Origin of the sequence: Arthrobacter sp. ok909 (assembly GCF_900104405.1) — a bacterium.
Taxonomy (GTDB): Bacteria; Actinomycetota; Actinomycetes; order Actinomycetales; family Micrococcaceae; genus Arthrobacter; species Arthrobacter humicola.
In genome coordinates, this window is the sequence record NZ_FNJS01000007.1 from 1 (window position 1) to 24,316 (window position 24,316).

Consider the following 24,316-nt stretch of genomic DNA (forward strand, 5'->3'; position numbering starts at 1 on the left):
CCGGATGTGGAAGCGAGGACTAACGACTCGTGAAGCTGACCGGTACTAATAGGCCGATAACTTACACCACACACCACCCCGCGAACCCGTTTCAAAAGGGGTTCGCACCCAGGGGTGGTACAAAGAAACAAGACTGCTTGCGTCCACTATGTGGTTCCCAACCAACAAACCCGCACCCGCGGCACGTTGCAACAGGAACAAACCACAACAACATAAACAACACCACAACTGCACCAGCACCACCGGTGCAGCAGGTTGTAACCACAGATTTCCCCGCCACACCCCCAGGGTGCAAGGCGGTGGAGCAAGGGTTACGGCGGTCATAGCGTGGGGGAAACGCCCGGTCCCATTCCGAACCCGGAAGCTAAGACCCACAGCGCCGATGGTACTGCACCCGGGAGGGTGTGGGAGAGTAGGTCACCGCCGGAACACTATTACAGGTCGAGGACCCCCAACACACGTTGGGGGTCCTCCCGCATTTAACACCCCTAACGGGCCACGAACCCATCCGCAGCACCGGCACACCCCCGGCGGATCTCCCCGCACCACCGGCCCACCCCGGGACGTGCGTGAGCGTCGCGCGGGTAGAGTGGTTGCCCATGGATAACCTCTTCAGCCATGCTCCGTCGAGCGCGCCGGAACCTGAGCCGGCCGACGAACTTGATCCCGTCGTCGTCAGTGTTGTGGTCCCTGGCGCTGTCGCCCGGGCGTTCATGGGCTTCACCGAACACACGCACCTCTGGTGGCCGATGGAGGACCACAGCGTCTATGGCCTCGGCTCCTACGTGGAGTTCGAGGAGAGCCTGATCCTGGAGACCTCGGATGATGGCAGGACAGCCGTCTGGGGATCGATAGATGACTGGCAGCCTCCGCTGTCCTTCCATGCCAGCTGGCACCCTGGAACCACGGCCATGTGGTCCACCGAGCTCCGGGTGGCGTTCAAGGCGGTCGGTGACGGGACGGAGCTGCGCCTGGTGCACAGCGGCTGGGAAGGCGCCGAAGATCCCGCGGCAACCCGGGCCGACTATGCGGCCGGCTGGCCCGGTGTCCTGGACCGCTTCGTCCGGTTCATGGGCGGCGCCGGCACCGGCAGCCCGGACGCCTGAGCGAGCCCTAGACGCACTCCTGGACGACGGCAGCCTCTGACGGGGCCGCGCAGCCCGATGCCTAGTTGCGCAGGGGCCCCTGGTCGATGGGCGGAACGGCAGTGCTGGACCGGATTACAAAGCGGGTGGGGTATTCGGTGTCTGCGGCGTCCGCGTCCGCGCCGCCGTCGAGCCCTGCCAGCAGGCGCCGCACGGCCAGCGCGCCCTGGCCCCGCGCGTCCTGATCGATCGTGGTCAGCCCGAAGACTTCGCCCAGCTCATGGCCGTCGATGCCGATGACCGAGAGGTCATCCGGCACGCGCAGGCCGAAATCCCGGGCCGCGAGAATGGTGCCGATCGCCATCTCATCGGAGGCGGCAAAGACAGCCGTGGGACGCTCCGCCGAACTGCCTAGCAACTGCCGCGCGCTGGCGTAGGCTCCCTGGATCGTGAAATCCGCAGAGACCTGCCACTCCGGCCGGACGGCCAGTCCCGCGTCCCGCATGGCTTTCTTGAACCCCGCCTGGCGGGTCCCCGGCAGGCGGAAGTCCTGCTCATAGGCGGCGTCGCCGGTCATGTGGGCGATCCTGCTGTGGCCGAGCTGGATCAGGTGCCGCGCCGCGGCCTCCGCGATGCCGGAGTCATTGATGCGGATCGTCGAGGCTCCGGGAAGGGGTCCGCCGATCCCCACGATCGGGCGGTGGATGGCCAGCAGCTGGTCAATCTCCGCCTCGGAGAGCTCCAGGGATACCGCGATCACGGCGTCCACGCGTTTGCGCAGCAGGAAGTCGTTCAGCACGCTGTGCCGGCGCTCCTGCCCCTCGCTCACGTTGTACAGCGTGAGGTCGTAGCCGGCGTCCAGGAGGGTCGCCGAGACGCCTTCGACCACCGAGGAAAAGAACCACCGGTGGACCGAAGGCACCACGACGCCGACATTGTGGTTACGCCCGGAGGCCAGGCTGGAAGCGTGGTAGGACAGGACGAAGCCGAGCTCGGCGGCGGCGGCCCGGGCACGTTCCCGGCTGCGGGCGGAGACGTTGCCCTTGCCGCTCAAGGCGCGCGAAACGGTGGCGATGGAGAGGCCGGACCGTTCCGCAACGTCCTTGATGCCGGGCATTCCTACCCCTCCGTGTCCTCGATGTAGATTTCCAGCCAAACAGTTTCACCTGAGCTTAACTGATCCCCGGCACTGGACATGTCCCCGGCTGCGTAACCTGCGCCCGGGGGCGTTGAACTGCGCAGCAGAACCCGTCCGGCAGGCATCTCCAGCGGTTCATAGCCCGTGTTCAGGAGCACCAGCGTGGTCCCGTTGAGGAAGGCCAGGCTCGTGTCCGTGCACAGGTCCTCATACCAGGACAGGGAGCCGCGGCCCAGGTCCAACCCGCGGCGCAAATCCAGCATGCGCTTGTACAAGTTCAAGTGCGACGACGGCGACGCGGCCTGCACATCCCGCGCCAGGCCCGCGAAGTTCTCCGGCTGCGGCAGCCAGGGATCCTGCCCGTCGCCGAATCCTGCGTGCAGTTCCCCGCCCCGCCAGGGCAGCGGGACACGGCAACCGTCGCGGCCCAGCCGCGCGCCGCCGGTGCGGGCGAAGGTGGGGTCCTGGCGCCGGGCGTCCGGGATGTCGGTTCCGTCCGGGAGGCCCAGCTCCTCACCCTGGTACAGGTAGGCCCCGCCGGGCAGCCCCAGCATGAACATGGACGCGGCGGCTGCTCGGGACCGGCCCAGATCCTCGTCGGGCTGCGGGTCCGAGGCGCCGATTCCGTCACCGTCGCGCGGCGCCTGGCCGCTGTACCCGAAGCGGGTGGCGTGGCGGACGACGTCGTGGTTGGAGAGCACCCAGGTGCTGGGAGCCGCGACGGCGTCCAGCGCCGTCAGGGACTCGGTGATGACGTGGCGCATGCGGTGCACGTCGAGGCCCGCGTGAAGGTACGGGAAGTTGAAGGCCTGGTGCATTTCGTCCGGGCGGACCCAGTCGGCCAGGCGGGGGAGCGGGTCCACATTGGCCTCGGCGCAGAGGATCCGGTCCGGGCCGTACTCTGCCAGAATCCGCCGCCACTGGCGGTAGATGTCATGCAGGGCGGGCTGGCCGAACATCGGAGCGTCGTGGCCGGGAAAGCCGTCGCAGCTGTTCCCGTCGGCGCGGCCGCCCCACTCGGGCAGTCCGGGGGCCTTGACCAGGGCGTGCGCCACGTCCACCCGGAACCCGGAAACCCCGCGGTCCAGCCAGAAGCGCAGGACTCGCTCGAATTCCTCGTGGACCGCGCGGTTGTCCCAGTTGAAGTCCGGCTGGGAGGAATCGAAGAGGTGCAGGTACCACTGGCCCGGGGCGCCGTCCGGCTCGGTAATCCGGGTCCAGGCCGGTCCGCCAAAGTGGGACTGCCAGTTGTTCGGCGGCTCTTGGCCAAACGTCCCGCGGCCGTCGCGGAAAATGAACATGTCCCGTTCCGGACTGCCGACGGGAGCGGCCAGAGCTGCCTGGAAGTCCGGGTGCTGGTCCGAACAATGGTTGGGCACGAGGTCCACGATCATCCGCAGCCCCAGCCGGGTGGCCTCGGCCATCATGGCGTCGAAATCATCCAGGGTGCCGAACAACGGGTCGACGTCGCAGTAGTCGCTGACGTCGTAACCGGCATCACGCTGCGGAGACCGGTAGAACGGCGAAAGCCAGACGGCGTCGATATCCAGTTCGGCGAGACGGGGCAGCTCGGCGGTGATGCCGGCGAGGTCACCGATCCCGTCGCCGTCCAGGTCCCGGAACGAGCGCGGATAGACCTGGTAGATGACAGCGGACCGCCACCACCCGGGGAGCTGGTCTGCGGCATGCACCCGGGTCAACGGACCCGTCAGGGGGCCGGCAGAGATGCCGGCCAGCGCGGCGGGGGAGAAGAGAACTGAATCAACGGACATGGCGGTAATCGTAAGCCCCGGCCGCCGAAATTGAAAACGCTTCCAGCCAAATTCGGCCGGGTATTTTCGGCAAGCGATTGGACCATCCGCAGCTGCATGACCGGCGTCCAGGCAGGGAGGGGCGGCAAACCGCAAACCCCATAGCGCTGACGCGTCGTGACGCGGCGGGACCGGGCGGCCCCGCTACTGCTCGGTAGACTGACTTTTCAAAGCCGGACTTAGCGTGTACTTTGGAAGCGCTTGCAGATGTGAGCCACATCACCGACGATGCCACGGGGCTCTGGAATGGACTTCCAGAGCCTTATGCGTGGATGCAGGATTTTATGAAAGGGACACCAATGAAGGTGCAGAACACCCTCACAAACGGGACGACCCGCCGCGTCTTCACCGCGGGCGCGATCTCCGCAGTGGCCGCGCTGGCCCTCAGCGCCTGCGGCGGCGCCGCAGCCACCGCGCCCGCCACCGCGATGGCCAAGCCTGACCTGAAGGCCTCCGGCGCCAGCACGATCACCATGTGGGTCGACGCCGAGCGCTCACCCGCGCTGAAGGACATCACGGCCAAGTTCCAGGCCGACACCGGCATCGAGGTCAAGCTCGTCGTCAAGGACTTCGCCGCAGTGCGCGACGACTTCATCACCCAGGTTCCCACCGGCAAGGGCCCGGACCTGATCGTCGGCCCGCACGACTGGGTAGGAAAGTTCGTCCAGAACGGCGTGATCGCCCCGGTGGAACTGGGCGACAAGAAGTCCGCGTTCCAGGACTCCTCCATCAAGGCCATGACCTACAACGGTTCCGTCTACGGTGTCCCGTACGCGATCGAGAACATCGCACTGCTGCGCAACACGGACCTCGTGCCCCAGAGCGCCAAGACCCTGGATGAAGTCATCGCCAACGGCAAGAAGGCCGTGGCCGACGGCAAGGCGAAGTTCCCGTTCCTTGTCGGCATGGACCCGAAGCAGGGCGACCCGTACCACCTTTACCCGCTGCAGTCCTCGATGGGCTCTGAGGTCTTCGGCAAGTCGGCCGACGACGGCTACGATCCCAAGCAGCTCCTGATCGGCGACACTGCCGGCGTCGAGTTCGCCAAGAAGCTGGCCGCCTGGGGCGACGCCGGTGAGAAGATCATCAACTCCAACATCACCGGTGACATCGCCAAGGAGAAGTTCCTGGCCGGCGAATCCCCGTACTACCTGACCGGTCCGTGGAACGTGCCGGACGTGCAGAAGAAGGGCATCAAGTTCGCTGTCGACGAACTGCCCACCACCGGTGACAAGCCCGCCCAGCCGTTCATCGGCGTCAACGGCTTCTTCATCAGCTCCAAGAGCGCCAACGCCCTCGCCACCAACGAGTTCGTCACCAACTACCTCACCACCGAGGCAGCACAGGACTCGATGTACAAGGCCGGAGGCCGTCCGCCGGCCCTGAAGGCCTCCTTCGAGAAGGCCGCCAGCGACCCCGTCGTGGCAGCCTTCGGCAAGATCGGCGCCGCCGGCGTCCCGATGCCGGCCATCCCGGAAATGAGTGCCGTCTGGGCGGACTGGGGAGCCACCGAGCTCGCCCTCATCAAGGGCCAGGGCGATCCCGCCGCTGACTGGGCCAAGATGGCTGCCAGCATCAAGGCCAAGATCGCGGGCTAACACAGTCAGCCCCCGCGCGGTTCCCCGGCTCCCCAAGGATCCGGGACACCGCACAGCACCGGGCCGGGCGGCACACCATGCCGCCCGGCCCGTTCCTGCACCACCCCCAGCTTTCTCCCGAGGACCGTAGACAGCCATGACAGACACCGAACTCCGCCCGGCCGACGATTCCGCCCCCGCAGCGCCCGGCCGCCCCGCCGGGAAACCCGCGGGGAAACAAGCAGTGCCCCGCCGCCGAACCTTCGGCCCCGACACCACCAAAGGAACGCTCGCCAAGATCGTGCTGCTGGGCCTCGTGGACGCCGTCGCCGTCTACGTGCTTATGATGCTGTTCCTCAGCCAGTCCTGGGGCGTGCTGGCCGTCGCCGCCGCCGTCGTGCTGGTGATCAACTGGATCTACCTGCGCAAGGGCGGACTGCCCGCGAAGTATCTTGCCCCCGGCGTGCTGTTCCTGCTCGTGTTCCAGGTCTTCGTGGTGTTCTTCAGCGGCTATATCGCCTTCACCAACTACGGCGACGGGCACAACAGCACCAAGGACGACGCGATCGCGGCCATCCAGCTCACGGCGCAGAAGCGCGTCCCCGACTCCCCGGCGTACAAGGCGGCCGTGCTGTCGAAGGACGACTCCTTCTACCTGCTGTTCACGGACCCGGACGGCAAGATCTCCCTGGGCAGCACCGGCAAACCGCTGGAAGCGGTCTCCGGCGCCGGCACGGACTCCACCGGGAAAGCCAACGCCCTGGACGGGTACCGGACCCTGAACTTCCAGGAGATCGTCGCCAACCAGCAGCGGATCCTGGACATCACCGTTCCGGTCTCCGCGAACCCCGCCGACGGCACCCTGCGCACCGCCGACGGCAGCTCCGCCTACCAGTTCAAACCGGCTTTGAAGTACGACGCCGGTGCCGGCACCTTCACGGACACGGACACCGGCGCCGTCTACCGGGACAACGGCAAGGGCGCGTTCGCCACGGACAGCGGCGAGACCCTGAGCACCGGCTGGAAGATTGACGTCGGCATGGAGAACTTCGCGCGGGCCTTCACCGATCCGAGCCTCCGCGGTCCGCTGCTCGGCGTCATCCTCTGGACCTTCACCTTCGCCGTCGCGTCCGTAGCCCTGACCTTCGCCTTGGGACTGTTTCTGGCGATCACCTTCAACCGCGAGGACCTGCGCGGCAAGAAGATCTACCGGATCCTCATGATCCTGCCCTACGCGTTTCCGGCGTTCCTCTCCGGTCTGGTCTGGTCCGGCATCCTGAACCCGCAGTTCGGCTGGCTCAACCAGACCCTGCTGGGCGGGGCCACGATCGGCTGGCTGACGGACCCGGTCCTGGCCAAGATCAGCGTGCTGGTGGTCAACCTCTGGCTCGGCTTCCCGTACATGTTCCTCGTCTGCACCGGGGCGCTGCAGTCCCTGCCCACCGAACTGGACGAGGCGGCCCGGATGGACGGCGCCAGCCCGTGGCGGGTTTTCCGCTCTATCAAGCTGCCGCTCCTGCTGGTCTCGATCGCACCGCTGCTGATCTCCTCCTTCGCCTTCAACTTCAACAACTTCAACGTGATCTTCATGCTCACCGGCGGCGGCCCGCGGTTCGCGGACACGGACCGGGACATCGGGGCCACGGACATCCTGATCACGCTCGTCTACAAGGTGGCCTTCGGGCAGGGCACCGGGCGCGACTACGGCCTCGCCAGCGCCCTGGCGATCATCATCTTCATCATCGTGGCCACTGTCTCGGCCATCAGCTTCAAGCAGACCAAGGCACTTGAGGAAGTGAACTCATGAACGGGCCCGCACAACGCGTCGTCTCCATCTCGGACCAGCCGCAGGCCTCCGCCGCAGGCGACAACACACGCGAGAAAATCGGCGCTGAACCCGCGCCCGCCGGCGAGCTCGCAGCCCTCCGGCGCCGCAAGGCCTTCGGCGCCTGGTTCAAGGACAAGGGCTGGCGGCACGTTGTGGGGATCGTGGTCACCATCTTTGCTGTCTTCCCGCTGCTGTATGTGCTTTCCGCGGCCTTCAACTCCACCGGCACCCTGGTGGGATCCAACGCGCTCTTCAGCCGGATCGATCTCGGCAACTTCACCGAGCTCATGAACAATCCCTCGCGGCCCTTCGCCCATTGGTTCGTCAACACCATGGTGGTGGGCGGCGTGACGTCGGCAGCCACCGTGTTCCTGGGCGCCATGGCCGCCTACGCATTCTCCCGCATGCGCTTCACCGGCCGCCGGATCGGCCTGCTGAGCCTGCTGCTGCTGCAGATGTTCCCGCAGCTGCTCGCCGTCGTCGCCATCTTCCTGCTCCTGAGTGGGATCTCCGAGGTCATCCCCGCCCTCGGCCTGGGCAGCCAGCTGGGCCTGATCATGGTGTACCTCGGCGGCGCCCTGGGCGTGAACACCTACCTCATGTACGGCTTCTTCAACACCGTGCCGCAGTCCCTCGACGAGGCGGCGAAGATCGACGGCGCCAGCCACGCGCAGATCTTCTTCGGCATCATCCTGCGGCTCGTCACCCCCATCCTGGCCGTGGTGGGCCTGCTGAGCTTCATCGCCATCTCCGGCGAGTTCGTGATCGCCAGCGTGGTGCTCACGGACCCGGACAGCCAGACGCTCGCCGTCGGGCTCTACTCCTTCGTGGCCCAGCAGCGCTCCGAGAACTGGGGAGTCTTTGCCGCCGGAGCCGTGCTGTCCGCCGTCCCCGTGATGGCCCTGTTCCTTTACCTGCAGCGCTACATCGTCAGCGGCCTCACCCAGGGCTCGGTGAAGGGCTAGGCATGCACGGGACGGGCATGACACCGCCGTGCGGCACGGGCCCCCTGCCGCACCACGACGGCTCGGCTCTCCACGCGCCCGGGCGCGCGGACCTGGGGGCGGACATCCGCCTGCGGCTCCGCGTGCCCGCCGGCTGGGGGCGGGCCTCCAAGGTGTGGCTCCGGTCAATCCACGACGGCGAGCCCCGCTACGATCCCGCCCGCGCCCTCGGTGAGGCCGACGGCTGGGTCTGGTGGGAGGCCGCCACGGTGGTGACCAACCCGGTGGCCCGCTACCGCTTCCTCCTGGAAGTCCCCGCGGGTGCCGCCGGCGACGGAGGCGCGGACGGCGCCGGAGCCGGCGGAGAAGCCGGCGGCAGCCTGCGGTACTGGAGCCTGAACGCGCAGGGACTGTTCAGCCGCGACGTCTCCGACTACGCCGACTTCCGCCTCACGACGTTCCGGCCCGCGCCCGAATGGCTGCGCCGGGGCACGATGTACCAGATCTTCCCGGACCGCTTTGCCCGATCCGCGCCCGCGCACGGCCCGGCGCGCCAGGTCCCCGACTGGGCCGTGCCGTGCAGCTGGGACGGCACCCCTGTGGAGGGCGCAGGCCCGCAGACCCCCTACCAGTACTACGGCGGCGACCTCCGAGGCATCACCGAACGGCTGGACCACATCCAGGCCCTCGGGGCCGACGTCATCTACCTGACGCCGTTCTTCCCGGCCCGCTCCAACCACCGCTACGACGCCGCCACCTTCAGCTTCGTGGATCCGCTGCTGGGCGGGGACCAAGCCCTCGTGGAACTGGTCGAGGCCGCGCATGCCCGCGGCCTGCGGGTCATGGGCGACCTCACGGCCAATCACTCCGGCGCCGCCCACGAATGGTTCCGGCGAGCCCTGGCGGACCCTGCCTCGGAGGAGGCCGGGTATTACTATTTCAACGCCGAGCACACGGAGTACGAGGCCTGGTACGGCGTCCCTTCGCTGCCCAAACTCAACTGGGCCTCCCGGGCCCTGCGCGAGAAATTCGTCCTGGACGACGATTCCCCGGTGGCTCGCTGGCTGCGGCCGCCGTTCAATCTGGACGGATGGCGGATCGACGTCGGCAACATGACCGGGAGGCTCGGCGGCACAGACCTCAACCAGGAGGTCGCCCGGCTGATCGCGGACCGGGTCCGCTCGATCAACCCGGATGCCGCGCTGCTCGCCGAGGCTACCAACGACGCCGCCCCGGATTTCAGCGGCGAGCACTGGCACGGCGCCATGACCTACTCCAACTTCACCCGTCCGCTGTGGTCCTGGCTGGCCGGGGACGCCGAGCACGTGAACTTCTTCGGAACCCCGCTGCCCGGGCCCAACAGGACCGACGCCGCGGACTTCCTGGCCACACACCTGGACCTCGCCTCCGCGTTCAGCTGGAACGTGCGGCAGCAGAACATGAACGCCCTGAACAGCCATGACACTGCGCGGGCGGCCACCGTGATGATCGACGGCGGCCAACGGCTTGGCGCGCTGCTGATGTTCACCCTGCCGGGGGTTCCCGTGCTGTTCGCCGGGGATGAATTCGGGCTCACAGGCGGCAACGGGGAGTTCTCCCGGACGCCCATGCCGTGGAACGACCCCGGCCGCATCCCCGCCGACCTCCGGGCGGACTACGCGGCCCTCACCGCGCTGCGCCGGGAACAGCCCGCGCTCACCGGCGGCGGCGTGCGCTGGCTGTACGCCCACGGGGACGTCCTGGCGTTTGTGCGCGAAACCGCGCAGAGCGCCGTGCTGGTGGTGGTGGCCCGGGCCGGCGCCGAGGTTCGGCTGGCGCCCGGTGCGCTCGCTGACACCCAGCTCGCGGCCCTGGCCCGGCCCCCTGCATACGCGACGGCCCAGGTCAGCGTGGCGCTGAGCCCGGACACGGCGACGGAGGTGGACACGGAGGCGGACATGGCGACCGGCACGGGGCAGGCGCCGGAACTGGAAGCGTCTACCGCAAAGATCGGGGCGGACGGGGCTGCCGCAAGTGCCGTGATCTGCACCCTGGGCCCGGCGGCCTCGGCGTGGGTGCTGCCGGGGACCCGGGTGCCGGCCCAGCAGTCTTAGACTGGGAGCCGGATTCGACCGAACTGGAGACCGCATGCGCAGCATCATTGACGAGCTGACCTCTGCCCTGGGCCCGGCGAAAATTGCCGTGGATCCCGCCACCCTGGCCGCCTACGCCGTGGACCAGGCGCCCGTCCTGGACTACCAGCTCCCGCAGGCCGTGGTCCGCGCCGAATCGGTGGCCGACGTTCAGGCCACCGTGCGTGCCTGCGCCGCCCGCGGTGTCGCACTCGTGGCCCGCGGGGCCGGTACCGGCGTCTCCGGGGGCGCCCACGCGAGCGAGGGCTGCGTGGTGCTCAGCCTTGAGCGGATGAACCGCATCCTGGACCTCAACCCGGATGACGAGACCGCCGTCGTCGAACCTGGCGTCATCAACGCGGACCTCAACGCCGCCGCCGCCGACCACGGACTCATGTACGCCCCGGATCCGGCGAGCTTCAAGATGTCCACCATCGGCGGCAACGTGGCCACCAACGCGGGCGGGCTGCGGTGCGCGAAGTACGGGGTGACGCGGGACTCGGTCCTGGCCCTCGACGTCGTGCTCGCGGACGGCACCCTGATCCACACCGGCCACCAGACGTTCAAGGGCGTCGCCGGCTACGACCTCACGGGGTTGTTCGTCGGCTCGGAGGGGACACTGGGGATCGTGGTCGGGGTGACCGTGCGGCTGAAGTACCTGCCGCGCGAGGTCCATACGATCGCCGCCTTCTACCCGGACTTCCGCAGCGCCGCGGCCGGCGTCCTGGCGGTCGGCAAGGCCCGAGTGCAGCCTGCCATCATGGAACTGCTCGACGGCGGCTCGCTCGCCCAGCTCGACGACATCCACGGCTCGGACCTGACGGCGCGCGGGGCGTCCCTGCTGCTGATCCAGACCGACGGCTTCGGCGCGGCGGCCGAAGCCGCGGCCATCCGTCCGGTCCTCGCCGCCGGGGGAGCGGTGGTGACCATGGAAGCCAACGACGAGGCAGAGCAGCTTGTCGAACTGCGCCGCAACAGCCGCGGAACCGAGGTGGACGACGAATACCGGGTGGGCGAGGACGTGGCTGTGCCGCGCTCGCGGCTGGTGGATTATGTTGCAGAGCTCGAGGCCATCGCGGCCGAGTACCGGGTCCAGCTCAAGGTCGTGGCACACGCCGGCGACGGGAACCTGCATCCCACCTTCTGGATCGACCGCGTGGACAACGCCGTGGACGCCGATGCCATGGCCCGGCTCGGCGCCGCCTTGGACAAGTCCATTGCTGTGGCCCTGGCCATGGGCGGCACCATCACGGGCGAACACGGGATAGGACAGTACAAGCTGCGCTGGCTTGGCCTGGAGCAGAAGGAACCGGTGCGTGAGCTGCAGCGCCGGATCAAGGAGCTGTTCGACCCGGCGGGGATCCTGAACCCAGGGAAGGCGATTTAGCCCGCCCGTGCCACAACGTGCCGGGACGTAGCCTAGTCGTCGGAGTCCGGGTATTCGGCGATGGATTCGTCGGCGCCGTAGCGTGATTCCTCGGTTTCCACCTCGAGGATCTTGAGCAGCTCGGTGTCCGGGTTGAGCATGATCGCGGCCTCGTCCCGGCGGTGGCGGAGCTCGTTGTCGATATAGGACTGCACGGCCTCGGCCAGGGGGATGTGCCGGTTCTCCGCCTCGGACATGTACCAGCGGTGCTCCAGGACCTCGTGCACGGCCTCGGCCGGCTCGAGCTTGCCGGAGAGGTCGCGCGGGATGGCCCGCACGATCGGCTCGAAGATCTGGCTGACCCACAGGTGCGCGCTGTATTCCTCGTCCATGCCCGGGTTGTTGTCGGCCCGGAACGAGTCCATGTCGTTCAGGAGCCGGCGGGCCTGGTTCTCCTGGGCGTCCAGGCCGGTGAGGCGAAGCAGCCGGCGCTGGTGGTGCCCCGCGTCGACAACTTTCGGCTGGAGCTGGATGGTGGAGCCGTTCTGCGTGGTCTTGATGGCGTATTCCTCGACATCGAAGCCGAGCTCGTTGAGCCGCCGGATGCGGGCGGCCACACGCCAGCGTTCGCCGATCTCAAACGACTCCTTGGCCGTCAGCTCGGTCCACAGCCGCCGGTAGCTGTCCATGATGAGCTCGCTGGTGGCCACAGGATCGACCTTTTCCTCGATCAGGCCGCCGTCCAGGAGGTCCATGAGCTCCCCGGCGATGTTGACCCGGGCGATTTCGAGGTCGTACTCGCGCTGGCCGGTGGAGAGGTCCGGGTACAGCTCGCCGGTCTCGGCATCCACGAGGTAGGCGGCGAAGGCGCCGGCGTCGCGGCGGAACAAGGTGTTGGAGAGCGAGACGTCGCCCCAGTAGAAGCCGATCAGGTGCAGCCGGACCAGCAGCAGCGCCTGGGCGTCGATGAGCCGGGTCAGGGTGTCCTTGCGCAGCATCTGGGAGAAGAGCGCGCGGTAGGGCATCGAGAACTTCAGGTGCCGGGTGACCAGCACGGGGTTCAGCGGCCGGCCCTCGGGGGTGGTGCGTCCGGTGATGACGGCCACCGGTTCCACGCAGGGCACGTCCAGCCGGGCGAGCTTGCGGAGCATGTGGTACTCGTGGCGGGCGACGTGCTCCGAGGTCTCCTTGATGGCGATGACCGACCCGCCAAGATGGGCGAAGCGCACGATGTGCCGGGAGATACCGCGGGGGAGTGCCGCCAGGTGCTCTGCCGGCCAGTCCTCGAGGGCGATGTGCCAGGGCAGGTCCAGGAGTTCGGGCTCGGTGGCGGCGGCCGTGATGCTCAGCGAACTGGATGCCATGGAGGCCTTGTCATCATTGGCGCTGGCGGCCTCGAACCGGGGCAGCTTCCCGATCTGACCGTAGTCGGTGGGCTCGTCGTGCCACTGGGCACTGTTTTCCTCGGTCATGTGGGGTTTTCCTCGGTCATGGGTCAATTCTTCCGTGTTTGTGGTGCCGCGCCTAACGCGGAGCAGTTAAAGCCCGACAGCGGCCCTCCACTGGGGAGGACCGCCGTCGGGTGCAAGCTAGGGTGCCCGTGGGTGGGTGGGCCCACGCCGGCAGGGTTCCCTTGCCGACGCGGAGCGAGGCTAGGGAGCCGGTGGGGACTAGTCGCCGAGGCGCAGACCGGTCTTGGTGTCGAACAGGTGCACGTGGCCTGACTGCGGGCGGACCCAGATGGACTCACCCTTCATCGGGGGGCGGCGACCATCGACGCGGGCCACGATGTCGTAGCTCTTGCCGTCCAGGGTGGTGTGGCCGTAGACGTAGGCGTCGGCGCCGAGTTCTTCGACGACGTCGACCTCGACCTGGAGGCCTTCGCCCTGGCCGACCGTCTCAAGGTCTTCCGGGCGGGAGCCGAGGGTCACGGTCTGGCCGTGGGCCTCTTCGAGGACGTCGCGCGGGACGGGGTAGACCGTCCCGCCGAACTGCACGCCGCCGTCGACGACCGGCAGTTCGAGGAGGTTCATGGCGGGGGAGCCGATGAAGCCAGCCACGAAGACGTTCTTCGGCTTGTCGTAGAGGTTGCGCGGGGTGTCGACCTGCATCAGCAGGCCGTCCTTCAGCACGGCGACGCGGTCGCCCATGGTCATGGCCTCGACCTGGTCGTGGGTCACGTAGACCGTGGTGACGCCCAGGCGGCGGGTCAGGGATGCGATCTGGGTGCGGGTCTGCACGCGCAGCTTGGCATCAAGGTTGGACAGCGGCTCGTCCATGAGGAAGACCTGCGGGTTACGCACGATTGCGCGGCCCATGGCAACACGCTGGCGCTGGCCGCCGGAGAGTGCCTTCGGCTTGCGGTCCAGGTACGGCTCGAGGTCCAGGAGCTTGGCGGCTTCACGGACGCGTTCGGCGCGCTCTTCCTTGCTGACGCCGGCGATCTTCAGCGCGAAGCCCATGTTGTCCGCGACAGTCATGTGCGGGTACAGGGCGTAGTTCTGGAACACCATGGCGATGTCGCGGTCCTTCGGCGGAACGTCCGTGACGTCACGATCGCCAATCAGGATGCGGCCGGAGTTGACGTCCTCAAGACCTGCGAGCATGCGCAGGGAGGTCGACTTTCCGCAGCCGGAGGGTCCAACGAGGACCAGGAATTCGCCATCGGCGATGTCAATGTTGAGCTTGTCAACAGCGGGCTTATCGGTGCCCGGGTACAGACGTGTTGCGTTATCAAAAGTAACTGTAGCCACAGTTATCAATCCCTTCACCGGCAGGTACGTGCCGGACGATCCGTAGTGAATGGTCTTTTTATGCAGTTGTTAATTTAATTGTGGGTTTTCATGCGCATACTCCTCGGCCGAAGCCGAGGAGTATCCAGTGACGCCGCACGGTAGCTGTGCGCCACATCACAAACAGAGTATGTCAGATTTGTGCCAATTGGGCCACAAAGTTACGGATGTCACATGTGATGCTGCCCACCCGGGCCTGCTTGGCGGCCGTTTTTCGTGGCCCCCCGCGGTTTGAGGTTCAGACCCCGACGGCGCGTTTGCGCTCCCGGAGGAGGGCTTCGAGCAGTTCGCAGACGTGCACCGGCGACTCGATCCGGAACTCGGCCTGGGTGAAATCAAGCCCGACTTTCACGCCGAGATCGCCCGGGATGAGGCTGGCCAGGGCGTCCTCATCAGTGGTGTCGTCCCCGGCGAAGGCCACCGCCGTGGCTCCGGTGGCCTGCCGCAGGAAGGCGATGCCTTCTCCCTTGGAGGCGTGCACCACAGAGGTCTCCAAGACACGGTTGCCGGTCTTGAGGAAGACGCCGCTGCGGTCCTGCAGGACGGCCCGCGCCGCGGCGACGGCGTCCGCGGCGACATCGTCAGCGGCCAGCCGTGTGTGGAGGACGACGCCGGCCGGCTTGTCTTCCAGCAGGGTCCCGGGGGCCTGTTCGACGATTCCCTCTAGCTCCTTCCGGACTTCGGCCAGGAGTTTCCGTTGGGCGTCGTCGAGCATCAGTTCCGAAGAACCGGGGCCCATCCAGACCTCGGCGCCGTGGCTGCCAATCAGCAGAGTGTGTTCCGGCGGGGATGCGACGGCCCGCAGGCTGTCCAGGGCCCGCCCGGAGATGAGCGCCGTCGTCGTGCGCGGAAGTCCGGTGAGCGCGGCGAAGGCCGCGGCCGAACGCGGGAGGGCGCGGGCGTCGGCCGCATGGTCCACGAGGGGGGCCATGGTGCCGTCGAAGTCCATCGCCACGAGCAGATGCTCGGTCCCGGCGATACGGCGCACCGCCTCGAGCAGTTCGGGAGAGAGGGAGAGCCGGGCAGTGTCTGAATCATACGTGTCTGGCTTGTTGGTGCCCGAATTGTTGGTTCCCGAATTGTGGGTGCCGGTGGCATCAGGAGTCATCGCGCACCACCTTTTCGGCCAGGGCGGCCAGGAAGTCCGAGGACCAGAGGTCGACGTCGTGATCCAGGATCTGCTTGCGCATGGCCCGCATGCGCCGGGAGGCCTCGGCCGGCTGCATGTTGACGGCCCTCATGATGGTGTCCTTGAGGCCGTCGATGTCGTGCGGGTTCATCAGCAGGGCCTGTTTGAGCTGGTCGGCGGCGCCGGCAAATTCACTGAGCACCAGCGCGCCGTCGTTGTTTGTCCGGGCGGTGACGTATTCCTTGGCCACGAGGTTCATGCCGTCACGCAGCGCGGTGACCAGCATGACGTCCGCGGCGAGGTACAGCGCCACCATCTCCTCGATGGGGTAGCTGTGGTGGAGGTAGCGGACGGCCGTGCTCTCCATGGTGTCGTAAGTGCCGTTGATGTGGCCGACGGTGCCCTCGACCTCTTCGCGGAGCAGGCGGTACTGCTCCACGCGTTCCCGGCTGGGACTGGCCACCTGGATCAGGGTTGCGTCCTGCACGGTGACCTTGCCGTCGGCGAGCAACTCCTCGTATGCCTTGAGTCGGTGGCGGATGCCCTTGGTGTAGTCGAGACGGTCGACACCGAGCAGGATGGTTTTCGGGTTCCCGAGGTCCCGGCGGATCTGGCGGGCGCGCTCAATGACCTCCGGCTTCCGCGCCAGTTCGCTGATCTGCTTGACGTCGATGGAAATCGGGAAGGCCTGGGCGCGGGCGATGTGGGTGGTGACGCCATCGTTCCCCTTGACGTGGACCTGCTGCCGCTTGACGCTGGCGCCCAGGAAGCGGCGGGCGGAGCGCATGAAGTTCCCGGCGTCGCTGCTGCGCTGGAAGCCCACGAGGTCCGCGCCCAGCAGGCCGTCGATGATTGCACGGCGCCACGGGAGCTGCGCGAAAATCTCCGGCGGCGGGAACGGGATGTGGTTGAAGAACCCGATCTTCAGGTCCGGCCGGGCCTCCCGCAGCATCTTCGGGACCAGTTGCAGCTGGTAGTCCTGCACCCACACGGTGGCCCCCTCGGCCGCGTGGTGAACGACGGCGTCGGCGAACCTCCGGTTGACCTTGCGGTAGGAGTCCCACCAGGTGCGGTGGAACTCCGGCGGGGCGATCACGTCGTGGTACAGCGGCCACAAGGTGGCGTTGGAGAAGCCCTCGTAGAAAAGTTCGATGTCGGCCGTGCTGAGATGGACCGGGACCAGGTCGATGCCGCCGTGGCTGAAGGGCTTGACCGTCTCATCGGGCGCCCCGTGCCAGCCCACCCAGGCGCCGTCCGTCTTGGTCATCATGGGAGCCAGCGCCGTAACGAGTCCGCCGGGGGAGCGGCGCCAGCCGTCCTCGCAGCCCGTGTCCTCGGGAGAGCAGCGGTCAACGGGCAGCCGGTTGGACACTACGATGAAGTCGAACTGGCCCCCCGCCCCGGCAGCGGTCGCTGCACCGTCGGTGGCGTTCTTCGCCGCTTCAGTGGTGTCTCGTGCGCCGTGATCGGCGCTGTCCGTTGCTTCCATTGGTGCCCCCTGGGGTCGCTCGTGGCTGTCTATCAACCCTAGCTCTACGGAATCTTCCGGGCTATTCGTCCGTTGGGCAGGCGGAAGGGAAACTTGAAAGCGCAAGTTCTCGGGTTTCTCCCCTAAAATGATGAAGTTGCCACTGAGTGGACCGCCCCTGGCCGAACGACCCGAGGAACCAATGAGCCCCGCAAACGAACCCCGACAGTCTAAGGCAGAGCGCACTGCCGCGGCGCGCGAGAAAGCCCGCGAGATCCGCGAGGCGCAGCTGAAAAAGGACAAGCGCAACAAGCTGCTTATCGGCTGGGGCATTGTTGCCGCCGTCGTCGCCATCATCGTGATTGTGGCGTTGGTTGTCACGTCCAACATCAAAAACAACGCCCCGGTGGCCGACGAGGGGCCCACCCCGGCCAACGGCAACATCCACGGCGGCGTCACCCTGCTGGCGAACAACCAGGTTGCCAAGACCGATCCCGCCACGGTGAAGCTGTCCGACCTCCCCGCCGCGCCGGCCACGCCGTCGTCGCCGGTTACGGCCCCCGGCGCCGAGGCTGAGGCCGGCAAGCCGGTCAAGGTGGTCCTCTATGTCGACTTCATCTGCCCCGTCTGCAAGAACTTCGAGACGCAGTACAACGAGACACTCACCAAGCTGCGCAATGACGGCAAGATCACGGTGGAATACCGCCCGCTCGGCTTCCTCGACAGCAGGTCCACCACCAACTACTCCTCCCGCGCGGCCGCCGCTGCAGCCTGCGTGGTGAACGAGTCCCCGGAGAAGTACTCTGACTTCTTCGACCAGCTGTACGCCAAGCAGCCGGCCGAAGGCAGCGCCGGGCTCTCCGATGCCGAGCTGAAGAAGATGGCCACCGACGTTGGAGCCAAGAGCATCGACCAGTGCGTGGATGACAAGACGTTCCGTCCGTGGGTTAAGCACACCACCCAGGAGGCCGCGGTGATCGGAGTGACCGGCACCCCGACCGTCTTCGTCGAAGGCAAGCAGTGGGGCGTCGGCGACAGCGCCCAGACCCCGTTCGACCAGTACCTCCAGGCCGCGGTCGACGCCAAGAAGTAACCGGACATCACGCGGCCGCAGTCGAAGGCCCGGCCCCGGATTTTCTCCGGGGCCGGGCCTTCCTGTTGGCCGTCGTGTTGGCCGTCGCTTCGCGGCGGGGGCGTTCCGCGTTTTTCTCACCGGGCGTCGGTGGGCTACCCTTGTCTAGCGTCCTGATATCTGCCCCATTTTGCATCTGACGTGTGGGTAGGCCAGGCCGCAGGAATGCCTCCTTAGCTCAGTTGGCCAGAGCACCGCTCTTGTAAAGCGGGGGTCGTCGGTTCGAATCCGACAGGGGGCCCCACGAACCCCTCCGTTCCGGCGGTTTTTCCCGGGATAGAGGGGTTTTTCATGTCTGAAAACAGGGCACGACAGGGAATGCCGAGAGCGCCCTCCTGGCTTCCGTGAAGGAACGCCAGCATTGTTTCCCGGGACTGAATGCAAACCCATCGTTCAAGGATGCAGCGGTCAGGTGGCTCTCGAGCATCGACGTCCCGCCAGTAGTCGGCGACGCCAACGGGAACATGGTCGCAGGTGCTGTCAGCGGCGGAATCCTCCGGCAGACGTGGGACCAGTAGGAAAGGGTCGTCCAACGCCTCATTCAACCGCTCCCCGGCGCGCTGAAGGTCAATGAAATCAGGGGCCCCTACATGTGACCACTTTCTTCGCTCGCTCGTCGTGGATGGGAAGGGTTACACGAACGCGTCGGCGAGGGTGGCGGTCCTGCCCCTGATCTCGGCCACGCCGACGATTACGGGCACCGTCAAGGCCGGGAACGTCCTAACCGTGAAGCGGGGCACCTGGACTTGGGGCGCGGCGTTCAAGTACCGCTGGCTGCGCAACGGTGTCCCGATCTCTGGAGCCCGGTAGTCGACCTACAAGGTCCGGTCGGCCGACAAGGGCACCAAGCTCACCGTCCGTGTCACGGGCTCCCGGTTCGGTTATACGACCGTCTCCCGGACCAGCGGGGCGCGCATCGTCCCCCTGCGCCCACGTACTGGTGAGGCCTTAGCGCCCTAGCGTTCTAGGACTATTTGGCACCATTCAAGGATTTGAATTGGCCGCCGAGCTCTTGCGCCAAGCCCTTCAGGTCCTTACCGCTCGGAGACTCCTGAAGTGCCTCGGACATGTCCACGACCATCCAGTTCTTACCCTCCACGACGGCTAAAGGCTGGGTACTGTCCGCATACAGCTGCTGCTCGGCATTTCGGGCCTCTTCGGTCTTGAACCACTCGACCTGGACACGCTTTGAACAGACGACGTATTCGGCTGTGTAACCGGCCAGCTCCGGATTGATGATTGGGTCCGTCTTGGGCGCTGCCTCGCAGCCAATGACATCGGCAACGGCTCGGCGCGCTTCCTCGACAGAGCCGAATTCCGTATGCTGCGGGGACGGCGAAGACTGGGTATTGGAGGACTGCTGCGCCTCGATGCCACAGGCTGTTAGAACGCAGATCAGCCCCAGCATTGTGGTAGTCGCGGCGTACTTGAACGTGCCTGTGATCATGACCTGACACCCCCCAAGGCCAGTGGACTCATCCTTGCACAACGCCAGGAAATTAATAAGTAGCGGGGCCAGTTCCAAGGAGCTGGTATCAGAACCCGGCTTGACGAATATAGAAGCATCCTGGCAATGCGGCTTGCGTTGTCCTTACTGAACGTCTTCAACGTCACCCAGCAGTAGCGGATGTCATCCGCGGCCCTGCGCCAGGTCCTGCCGACATTGTTCGAATCGCAAACCGTTGGATGGTGACGCTACCTGATCGGCGTGTAGGCATGGGCTATGGCCGGGAAATCCCGTGGACCAAGGTCAGCGTGGAAAGGCAAATTCCACCAACACGGGCCGCGCGATCGAGTGAGCACTGGTACTGGCAGCGGGTGCGGCGGCCCGGGACACCGCCGCCGAGCTGGGATCGGGCATCCACGACAAACCCGGCCATGCGGATCACATCCCAAGCAGCGATTGACAAGCGCTAATCGGCGCGTCAACTTGCAGAACATACCGCTCCCGATGAGTCGGAGTGCACGACCGTTGTCCTCCGCCCTCGTGCGCCGACGACCGGCGGGCGGGCAAGGTTAAGCCTTGTTAATTCCGCTATATGGAAATGCACTTTCCCCTTGTGGAATAAATCACGTTGGATCTATAGTGATTAGACAGCCAACGAGGCGTAAATCACATCACCAATTGCTATCCGCAGAATGGTCCATTCCCATGAAAATCACTGAGCACGTTGCGTTGAAGGCGAGTTCGACGCACGCGGCACGGGACCGGCGCTACAGCCGTTCCGTATGTCAGCTCCTGTTCGCCCCAGTGGCGGCGGTACCGATCGGCCACTGGCGGCAGATTTTCGGTATCACTGCTCCTGCGTGGACGGGCATTCCCCGCACGGCCCACCCCTAATCGGAGAATTCCACCCGCCATCCGCACAAGCATTAGATGTTGCCGGGTGGGTGGAAATCTATCCAGATTCCCGCGCCGCAACGTGCCCGGCAATGACGCCCGAGCTACGGACCGGCCTCTAATTCCATCCGGGAGCATTTCCATGTCCAAACAATCACTACATACCCCCATCACAGCGGCAGCTACCGCTACCGTAGTGTCCAAGCCGCGCGGCAAGGCCCGCTGGAGCATAGCCCTGCTGATGGGCTTCGGCATTCTCATCAACTACATAGACCGGCTGTCCATATCGGTCACCCAGACTCCGCTTTCCCATGAATTCGGCCTGACTTCCACCGAATTTGGCGTGCTGTCATCCGCCTTCCTGTGGTCATATGCGCTCATGCAGATTCCCTCCGGCATGCTTTTGGACCGCTTCGGCGTCAAGAAGATCTGGGGGGCCAGCGCAGTACTGTGGTTCATCGCATCGGTCCTGACTGCAATTGCCTCAGGCGCATGGATCATCATCTTGGCCCGTGTGCTGCTCGGTGTCGCCGAGGCTCCGGCCTTTCCCGGCGCCATGAAGGCCACCGGACTGTGGTTTCCTCGAACCGAGCGCGGACTGTGTACCGCCATCTTCGACAGCGGCACCCGCTTGGCAAACGTCCTGGGCTTGCCCTTGATCGCCTTCACAGTGGCGACGTGGGGCTGGCGCGAAGCCTTCTGGGTACAAGCCGTGTTGTCGCTGGTCTTCCTGGCCGTCTTTGTGTGGAAATACAGCGGACCGCAGGCGCGGCTGCGCAAAGGACGCATGACCCAGGAAGAATACAACTACATCGTCGACGGCGGTGCATCATCCGAGTCCGTCCGTCCCAAGAGTGACCTGGCCACGGTCGGCTACCTGCTGCGCCAACGTAAGGTCTGGGGTCTCTCGCTGGGCCTGGCCGGTGCCGGATATGTACTCTGGATGCTGCTGACCTGGCTGCCCGGCTACATGCAAACCAGCATGAACCAAAGCATCCTGCAAAGCGGAATCTACGCGGCCGTACCCGCCTTGGCCATGTTCGTCTCGGAGTTGGCCATCGGCGGCTGGTGGGTCGACCGCGTGATCGGCCGCGGCGCCAACCCCGACAAGGTCCGCAAGGGAGTCATCGTCGTCGGCATGCTCGTCGCATTGCTGACGGTGGGCGCCGCGTTCAGTGACACCCCGACATCAGCCATCATCTGGATTGCTGCCGGCAGTGCGGGCATTGCCCTGGTCTATGTCACGAGCAACTCGCTCCCGGCCCTGATCGCACCGGAGGGCAGCGCCGGGTCGCTGGCCGCGATCGTCAACTGCGTGAATCTGCTCGCCGGCGTGGCAGCACCGATCGTGACCGGGCTGGTCGTCGACCTCACCGGCAGTTTCACCTTCGCCTTCATCATCGGCGGCGTTGCCCTGATCGGCGGGCTGGCCTCCTATGTCTTGCTCATGGGCAAGCTCGAGCCAATCCCGGCGAGGGGTATCGTGCAGGACTCCGCTGTCTGATCCGCATCGCGGCAGACTGCCCGTCGCCGATCAGGATCACTCTGGTCGGCGGCGGGCACTCTGCGTGGCGAGGCGCAGAATGCCCCGGCTCGAGGAGGCGTATGCCGCGATGTGTGCCCTGGCCCGGCGGGTGCGCGGGCTGACCGTGGAGGAGGAGCCCGAGCCGCAGATCAGCACCATGACCCAATAGCCTCAACATGCTGCCTGTGCTCGCGGTCGAGCCCGCCTGAGGCCTGCTCGCGAGACACCGCGCAGTTCCGAGCACAAAAACGTACGGCCCTGCTCCCGGAGTCCGGGGAGCAGGGCCGTACGGGTTTGGAAATCGTGCGGTTACTCCGGAACCACCAGGGCGGGGGTGTCCTTCCGGATGGTTTCGCCGCGGAAGAAGCCCGGATGCTTTTTCGAGGCGAGGAGCATGACCACGACGCCGAGGGCGAGGATGCCGATCCCCAGGATGAACACCAAGCCCACGCCGAAGACCTCCGAGCCGCTACCGAATTCCGGCGACCAGCTGTCCACAGCGGTCTGGAAGAAGACCACGGTGAGGACCAGACCGCCCACCACCGGGAACAGGAGCCGCATGAAGAAGTTGCGGACGCTGGAGAACAGGCTGTGGCGGAAGTACCACGTGCAGGCGAATGCCGTGAGGCCGTAGTAGAAGCAGATCATCAGGCCCAGGGCCATGATGGTGTCGTTCAGGACGTTCTCGCTGACCACCTTCATGACGGCGTAGAAGCCGCCGGAGATCACGCCGGCCAGGATCGTGGCGTAGCCGGGGGATCCGAAGCGCTTGCTGACCGTCGCGAAGCGCGGCGGGAGGGCGCCGTAGTGGCCCATCGCGAGCAGGCTGCGGGCGGGCGAGGCCATGGTGGACTGCAGGGACGATGCGGTGCCGGAGAGTACGGCCAGGGACATCAGGATGGCCAGCGGGCCCATGACGGGGGAAGCCAGTGCTGCAAAGATGTTCGACTGGTTGTCCGGGTTGTTGAGGCCGATGCCGTCGGTTCCGGTGCCGGCCACCATCATGGTGGCCACGATCGCGACGAGGTAGAGGGCCAGGACGGCGACCGCCGTCGTGGTTCCTGCCCGGCCGGCGGTGCCTTTGCCGCCCTTGGTTTCCTCGTTCACGGTGAGGCAGACGTCCCAGCCCCAGTAGACGAAGACGGCCAGGGACATGCCGGCGGTGAACTGCTCGAAGCTGCCGATCTTCAGCGGATTGAACCAGTCCCAGCTGAAGGCGATGGAGGTGCCCGCGTCACCCGAGGCGGCGTGGGTGAGCGCCATGACGACGAAGATGCCCAGGACCAGCACCTGGAATCCGACCATGGTGTACTGCACAAGTTTGGTGGCGTGCAGGCCGCGGTAGCTGACCCAAACGGCGAGTGCGACGAACACGAGGCACGTAATGATGTTCACGGCCGTGTTGGAGGTCAGGTCGGCGAGGTCGGGGTTGTTGAACATCTGGGCCAGGAAGAGATAGAAGAAGTCCACGGCGACGCCGGCGAGGTTGGACAGGACGATGATGTTGGCGGCCAGCAGCCCCCAGCCTCCCATCCAGCCGACGAACGGGCCGAACGCCTTGGTGGCCCACGTGAAGGTGGTGCCGCTGTCCGGGGAATCGGCGTTGAGCTCGCGGTAGGCGAACGCCACCAGGATCATGGGGATGAACGCGACGATGAAGATCGCCGGCAGCTGCAGGCCGACGGCGCCGACGGCGGGGCCCAGCGAACTGGTGAGGCTGTAGGCGGGTGCCACGGAGGAAATGCCCAGGACGACGACGGCGAGCAGGCCCAGCTGGCCGCCCTTGAGTCCCTTGCCGGTGATGCCGTGCTTGGAACCGGCCGGATCGACGACGTCGTGCGCGGTGGTGATGCCGTCTTCGCGGCCGATAGTTTGACTCATTGGTGACCTTTTTTCTGGGAGGCGGATGGTTGCTGTTGGGTGAGGCCGTTGATGCCACCGCCGCGAGCGAAGAGATGGCCTGCGTCGAAGATGTCGATCAGGGCTACTCCAGTGAGACGGGCATCACATAAATGAACTGTGTTCATTTAGTATTGGGGCGATCCGTGCGCGGGGCAAGACCTAATATG

19 protein-coding genes, 1 tRNA gene and 1 rRNA gene are annotated in these 24,316 nt (G+C 66.2%); 13 read left to right on the forward strand and 8 right to left on the reverse strand.

The genetic code is table 11. From position 1 onward, the window contains the following. The first annotated feature begins 312 nt into the window (after window positions 1–312). Together rrf and BLR03_RS07490 are read left to right on the forward strand one after the other, a co-directional pair. Window positions 313–429: ribosomal RNA gene (gene rrf, locus BLR03_RS07485) — 5S ribosomal RNA — on the forward strand. A gap of 170 nt (window positions 430–599) precedes the next feature. Next, the gene (locus BLR03_RS07490; protein ID WP_091251339.1) at window positions 600–1,106 is read left to right on the forward strand and encodes an SRPBCC domain-containing protein; all 507 of its coding nucleotides are present in this window, start codon (window positions 600–602) and stop codon (window positions 1,104–1,106) included. Window positions 1,107–1,167: 61 nt separating this feature from the next. Here BLR03_RS07490 and BLR03_RS07495 read toward each other — a convergent pair whose 3' ends face one another. Together BLR03_RS07495 and BLR03_RS07500 are read right to left on the reverse strand one after the other, a co-directional pair. Next, entirely contained in the window at window positions 1,168–2,202 is a 1,035-nt protein-coding gene (locus BLR03_RS07495; protein ID WP_091251341.1) for a LacI family DNA-binding transcriptional regulator, read from the reverse strand. Window positions 2,203–2,204: 2 nt separating this feature from the next. Continuing rightward, window positions 2,205–3,995 carry a glycoside hydrolase family 13 protein gene (locus BLR03_RS07500; protein WP_254788258.1) on the reverse strand — a complete coding sequence of 597 codons (1,791 nt, stop codon included), beginning with the start codon at window positions 3,993–3,995 and terminating at the stop codon, window positions 2,205–2,207. A 338-nt stretch (window positions 3,996–4,333) separates the two neighbouring features. Here BLR03_RS07500 and BLR03_RS07505 point away from each other — a divergent pair, with 338 nt between their 5' ends. From BLR03_RS07505 to BLR03_RS07525, 5 genes are all read left to right on the forward strand, one after another. Next, on the forward strand, window positions 4,334–5,632 hold the full coding sequence (locus tag BLR03_RS07505; RefSeq protein WP_091251342.1) for a sugar ABC transporter substrate-binding protein: 1,299 nt from the start codon (window positions 4,334–4,336) through the stop codon (window positions 5,630–5,632). 136 nt (window positions 5,633–5,768) lie between these two features. After that, on the forward strand, window positions 5,769–7,418 hold the full coding sequence (locus tag BLR03_RS07510; RefSeq protein ID WP_091251344.1) for an ABC transporter permease subunit: 1,650 nt from the start codon (window positions 5,769–5,771) through the stop codon (window positions 7,416–7,418). Further along, window positions 7,415–8,404: a sugar ABC transporter permease gene (locus BLR03_RS07515; RefSeq protein WP_091251345.1), complete on the forward strand. Its 990-nt coding sequence runs from the start codon at window positions 7,415–7,417 to the stop codon at window positions 8,402–8,404. Before BLR03_RS07510 ends, BLR03_RS07515 begins: the two co-directional genes overlap by 4 nt. Before the next feature lie 17 nt (window positions 8,405–8,421). After that, complete coding sequence (locus BLR03_RS07520) at window positions 8,422–10,476, forward strand: glycoside hydrolase family 13 protein (RefSeq protein WP_091251565.1); 2,055 nt, start codon at window positions 8,422–8,424, stop codon at window positions 10,474–10,476. A 34-nt stretch (window positions 10,477–10,510) separates the two neighbouring features. Next, window positions 10,511–11,881, forward strand: a complete 1,371-nt coding sequence (locus BLR03_RS07525) for an FAD-binding oxidoreductase (RefSeq protein WP_091251347.1) — start codon at window positions 10,511–10,513, stop codon at window positions 11,879–11,881. Between the two features lie 32 nt (window positions 11,882–11,913). On the opposite strand, the gene BLR03_RS07530 is transcribed toward BLR03_RS07525, so the two are convergent. The 4 genes from BLR03_RS07530 to BLR03_RS07545 all read right to left on the reverse strand — a co-directional run bounded on the left by BLR03_RS07530 (window position 11,914) and on the right by BLR03_RS07545 (window position 17,270). Then, entirely contained in the window at window positions 11,914–13,332 is a 1,419-nt protein-coding gene (locus BLR03_RS07530; RefSeq protein WP_091251349.1) for a DUF4032 domain-containing protein, read from the reverse strand. 198 nt (window positions 13,333–13,530) lie between these two features. Continuing rightward, a complete protein-coding gene (locus BLR03_RS07535) occupies window positions 13,531–14,613 on the reverse strand; it encodes an ABC transporter ATP-binding protein (RefSeq protein ID WP_091251351.1) in 1,083 nt (360 codons plus the stop codon). A gap of 277 nt (window positions 14,614–14,890) precedes the next feature. Then, window positions 14,891–15,760 carry a trehalose-phosphatase gene (gene otsB, locus BLR03_RS07540; RefSeq protein WP_254788260.1) on the reverse strand — a complete coding sequence of 290 codons (870 nt, stop codon included), beginning with the start codon at window positions 15,758–15,760 and terminating at the stop codon, window positions 14,891–14,893. Further along, complete coding sequence (locus BLR03_RS07545; protein ID WP_091251353.1) at window positions 15,750–17,270, reverse strand: alpha,alpha-trehalose-phosphate synthase (UDP-forming); 1,521 nt, start codon at window positions 17,268–17,270, stop codon at window positions 15,750–15,752. The genes otsB and BLR03_RS07545 overlap by 11 nt, the downstream gene beginning before the upstream one ends. Before the next feature lie 181 nt (window positions 17,271–17,451). Between BLR03_RS07545 and BLR03_RS07550 the strand changes: the two genes are divergently transcribed. From BLR03_RS07550 to BLR03_RS24865, 3 genes are all read left to right on the forward strand, one after another. Beyond that, window positions 17,452–18,342, forward strand: coding sequence for a DsbA family protein (locus BLR03_RS07550; RefSeq protein ID WP_091251355.1), 891 nt, complete (start codon window positions 17,452–17,454; stop codon window positions 18,340–18,342). Between the two features lie 206 nt (window positions 18,343–18,548). Further along, window positions 18,549–18,625 (forward strand) — tRNA-Thr (locus BLR03_RS07555). A gap of 374 nt (window positions 18,626–18,999) precedes the next feature. Then, window positions 19,000–19,191, forward strand: a complete 192-nt coding sequence (locus BLR03_RS24865) for a hypothetical protein (RefSeq protein WP_254788263.1) — start codon at window positions 19,000–19,002, stop codon at window positions 19,189–19,191. Window positions 19,192–19,351: 160 nt separating this feature from the next. Here the strand turns inward: BLR03_RS24865 and BLR03_RS07565 are convergent, their stop codons facing one another. Continuing rightward, window positions 19,352–19,828 carry a hypothetical protein gene (locus BLR03_RS07565; protein ID WP_091251357.1) on the reverse strand — a complete coding sequence of 159 codons (477 nt, stop codon included), beginning with the start codon at window positions 19,826–19,828 and terminating at the stop codon, window positions 19,352–19,354. A gap of 1,036 nt (window positions 19,829–20,864) precedes the next feature. Here BLR03_RS07565 and BLR03_RS07570 point away from each other — a divergent pair. Then, window positions 20,865–22,226, forward strand: coding sequence for an MFS transporter (locus tag BLR03_RS07570; protein ID WP_091251359.1), 1,362 nt, complete (start codon window positions 20,865–20,867; stop codon window positions 22,224–22,226). Window positions 22,227–22,290: 64 nt separating this feature from the next. Beyond that, window positions 22,291–22,416: a hypothetical protein gene (locus BLR03_RS25165; protein WP_302846574.1), complete on the forward strand. Its 126-nt coding sequence runs from the start codon at window positions 22,291–22,293 to the stop codon at window positions 22,414–22,416. 140 nt (window positions 22,417–22,556) lie between these two features. Here the strand turns inward: BLR03_RS25165 and BLR03_RS07575 are convergent, their stop codons facing one another. Then, window positions 22,557–24,128, reverse strand: coding sequence for an APC family permease (locus tag BLR03_RS07575; RefSeq protein ID WP_254788267.1), 1,572 nt, complete (start codon window positions 24,126–24,128; stop codon window positions 22,557–22,559). Between BLR03_RS07575 and BLR03_RS25170 the strand changes: the two genes are divergently transcribed. Further along, on the forward strand, window positions 24,128–24,259 hold the full coding sequence (locus BLR03_RS25170) for a hypothetical protein (RefSeq protein ID WP_302846575.1): 132 nt from the start codon (window positions 24,128–24,130) through the stop codon (window positions 24,257–24,259). The two genes, BLR03_RS07575 and BLR03_RS25170, sit on opposite strands and share 1 nt — an antisense overlap. Window positions 24,260–24,316 lie beyond the last annotated feature (57 nt).

Bases quoted from the DNA above. Each gene is read 5' to 3' on its own strand.
- BLR03_RS07490 (WP_091251339.1), top strand. From the start codon at position 600: ATGGATAACCTCTTCAGCCATGCTCCGTCGAGCGCGCCGGAACCTGAG.
- BLR03_RS07495 (WP_091251341.1), bottom strand. From the start codon at position 2,202: ATGCCCGGCATCAAGGACGTTGCGGAACGGTCCGGCCTCTCCATCGCC.
- BLR03_RS07500 (WP_254788258.1), bottom strand. From the start codon at position 3,995: ATGTCCGTTGATTCAGTTCTCTTCTCCCCCGCCGCGCTGGCCGGCATC.
- BLR03_RS07505 (WP_091251342.1), top strand. From the start codon at position 4,334: ATGAAGGTGCAGAACACCCTCACAAACGGGACGACCCGCCGCGTCTTC.
- BLR03_RS07510 (WP_091251344.1), top strand. From the start codon at position 5,769: ATGACAGACACCGAACTCCGCCCGGCCGACGATTCCGCCCCCGCAGCG.
- BLR03_RS07515 (WP_091251345.1), top strand. From the start codon at position 7,415: ATGAACGGGCCCGCACAACGCGTCGTCTCCATCTCGGACCAGCCGCAG.
- BLR03_RS07520 (WP_091251565.1), top strand. From the start codon at position 8,422: ATGACACCGCCGTGCGGCACGGGCCCCCTGCCGCACCACGACGGCTCG.
- BLR03_RS07525 (WP_091251347.1), top strand. From the start codon at position 10,511: ATGCGCAGCATCATTGACGAGCTGACCTCTGCCCTGGGCCCGGCGAAA.
- BLR03_RS07530 (WP_091251349.1), bottom strand. From the start codon at position 13,332: ATGACCGAGGAAAACAGTGCCCAGTGGCACGACGAGCCCACCGACTAC.
- otsB (WP_254788260.1), bottom strand. From the start codon at position 15,760: ATGACTCCTGATGCCACCGGCACCCACAATTCGGGAACCAACAATTCG.
- BLR03_RS07545 (WP_091251353.1), bottom strand. From the start codon at position 17,270: ATGGAAGCAACGGACAGCGCCGATCACGGCGCACGAGACACCACTGAA.
- BLR03_RS07550 (WP_091251355.1), top strand. From the start codon at position 17,452: ATGAGCCCCGCAAACGAACCCCGACAGTCTAAGGCAGAGCGCACTGCC.
- BLR03_RS07565 (WP_091251357.1), bottom strand. From the start codon at position 19,828: ATGATCACAGGCACGTTCAAGTACGCCGCGACTACCACAATGCTGGGG.
- BLR03_RS07570 (WP_091251359.1), top strand. From the start codon at position 20,865: ATGTCCAAACAATCACTACATACCCCCATCACAGCGGCAGCTACCGCT.
- BLR03_RS07575 (WP_254788267.1), bottom strand. From the start codon at position 24,128: ATGAGTCAAACTATCGGCCGCGAAGACGGCATCACCACCGCGCACGAC.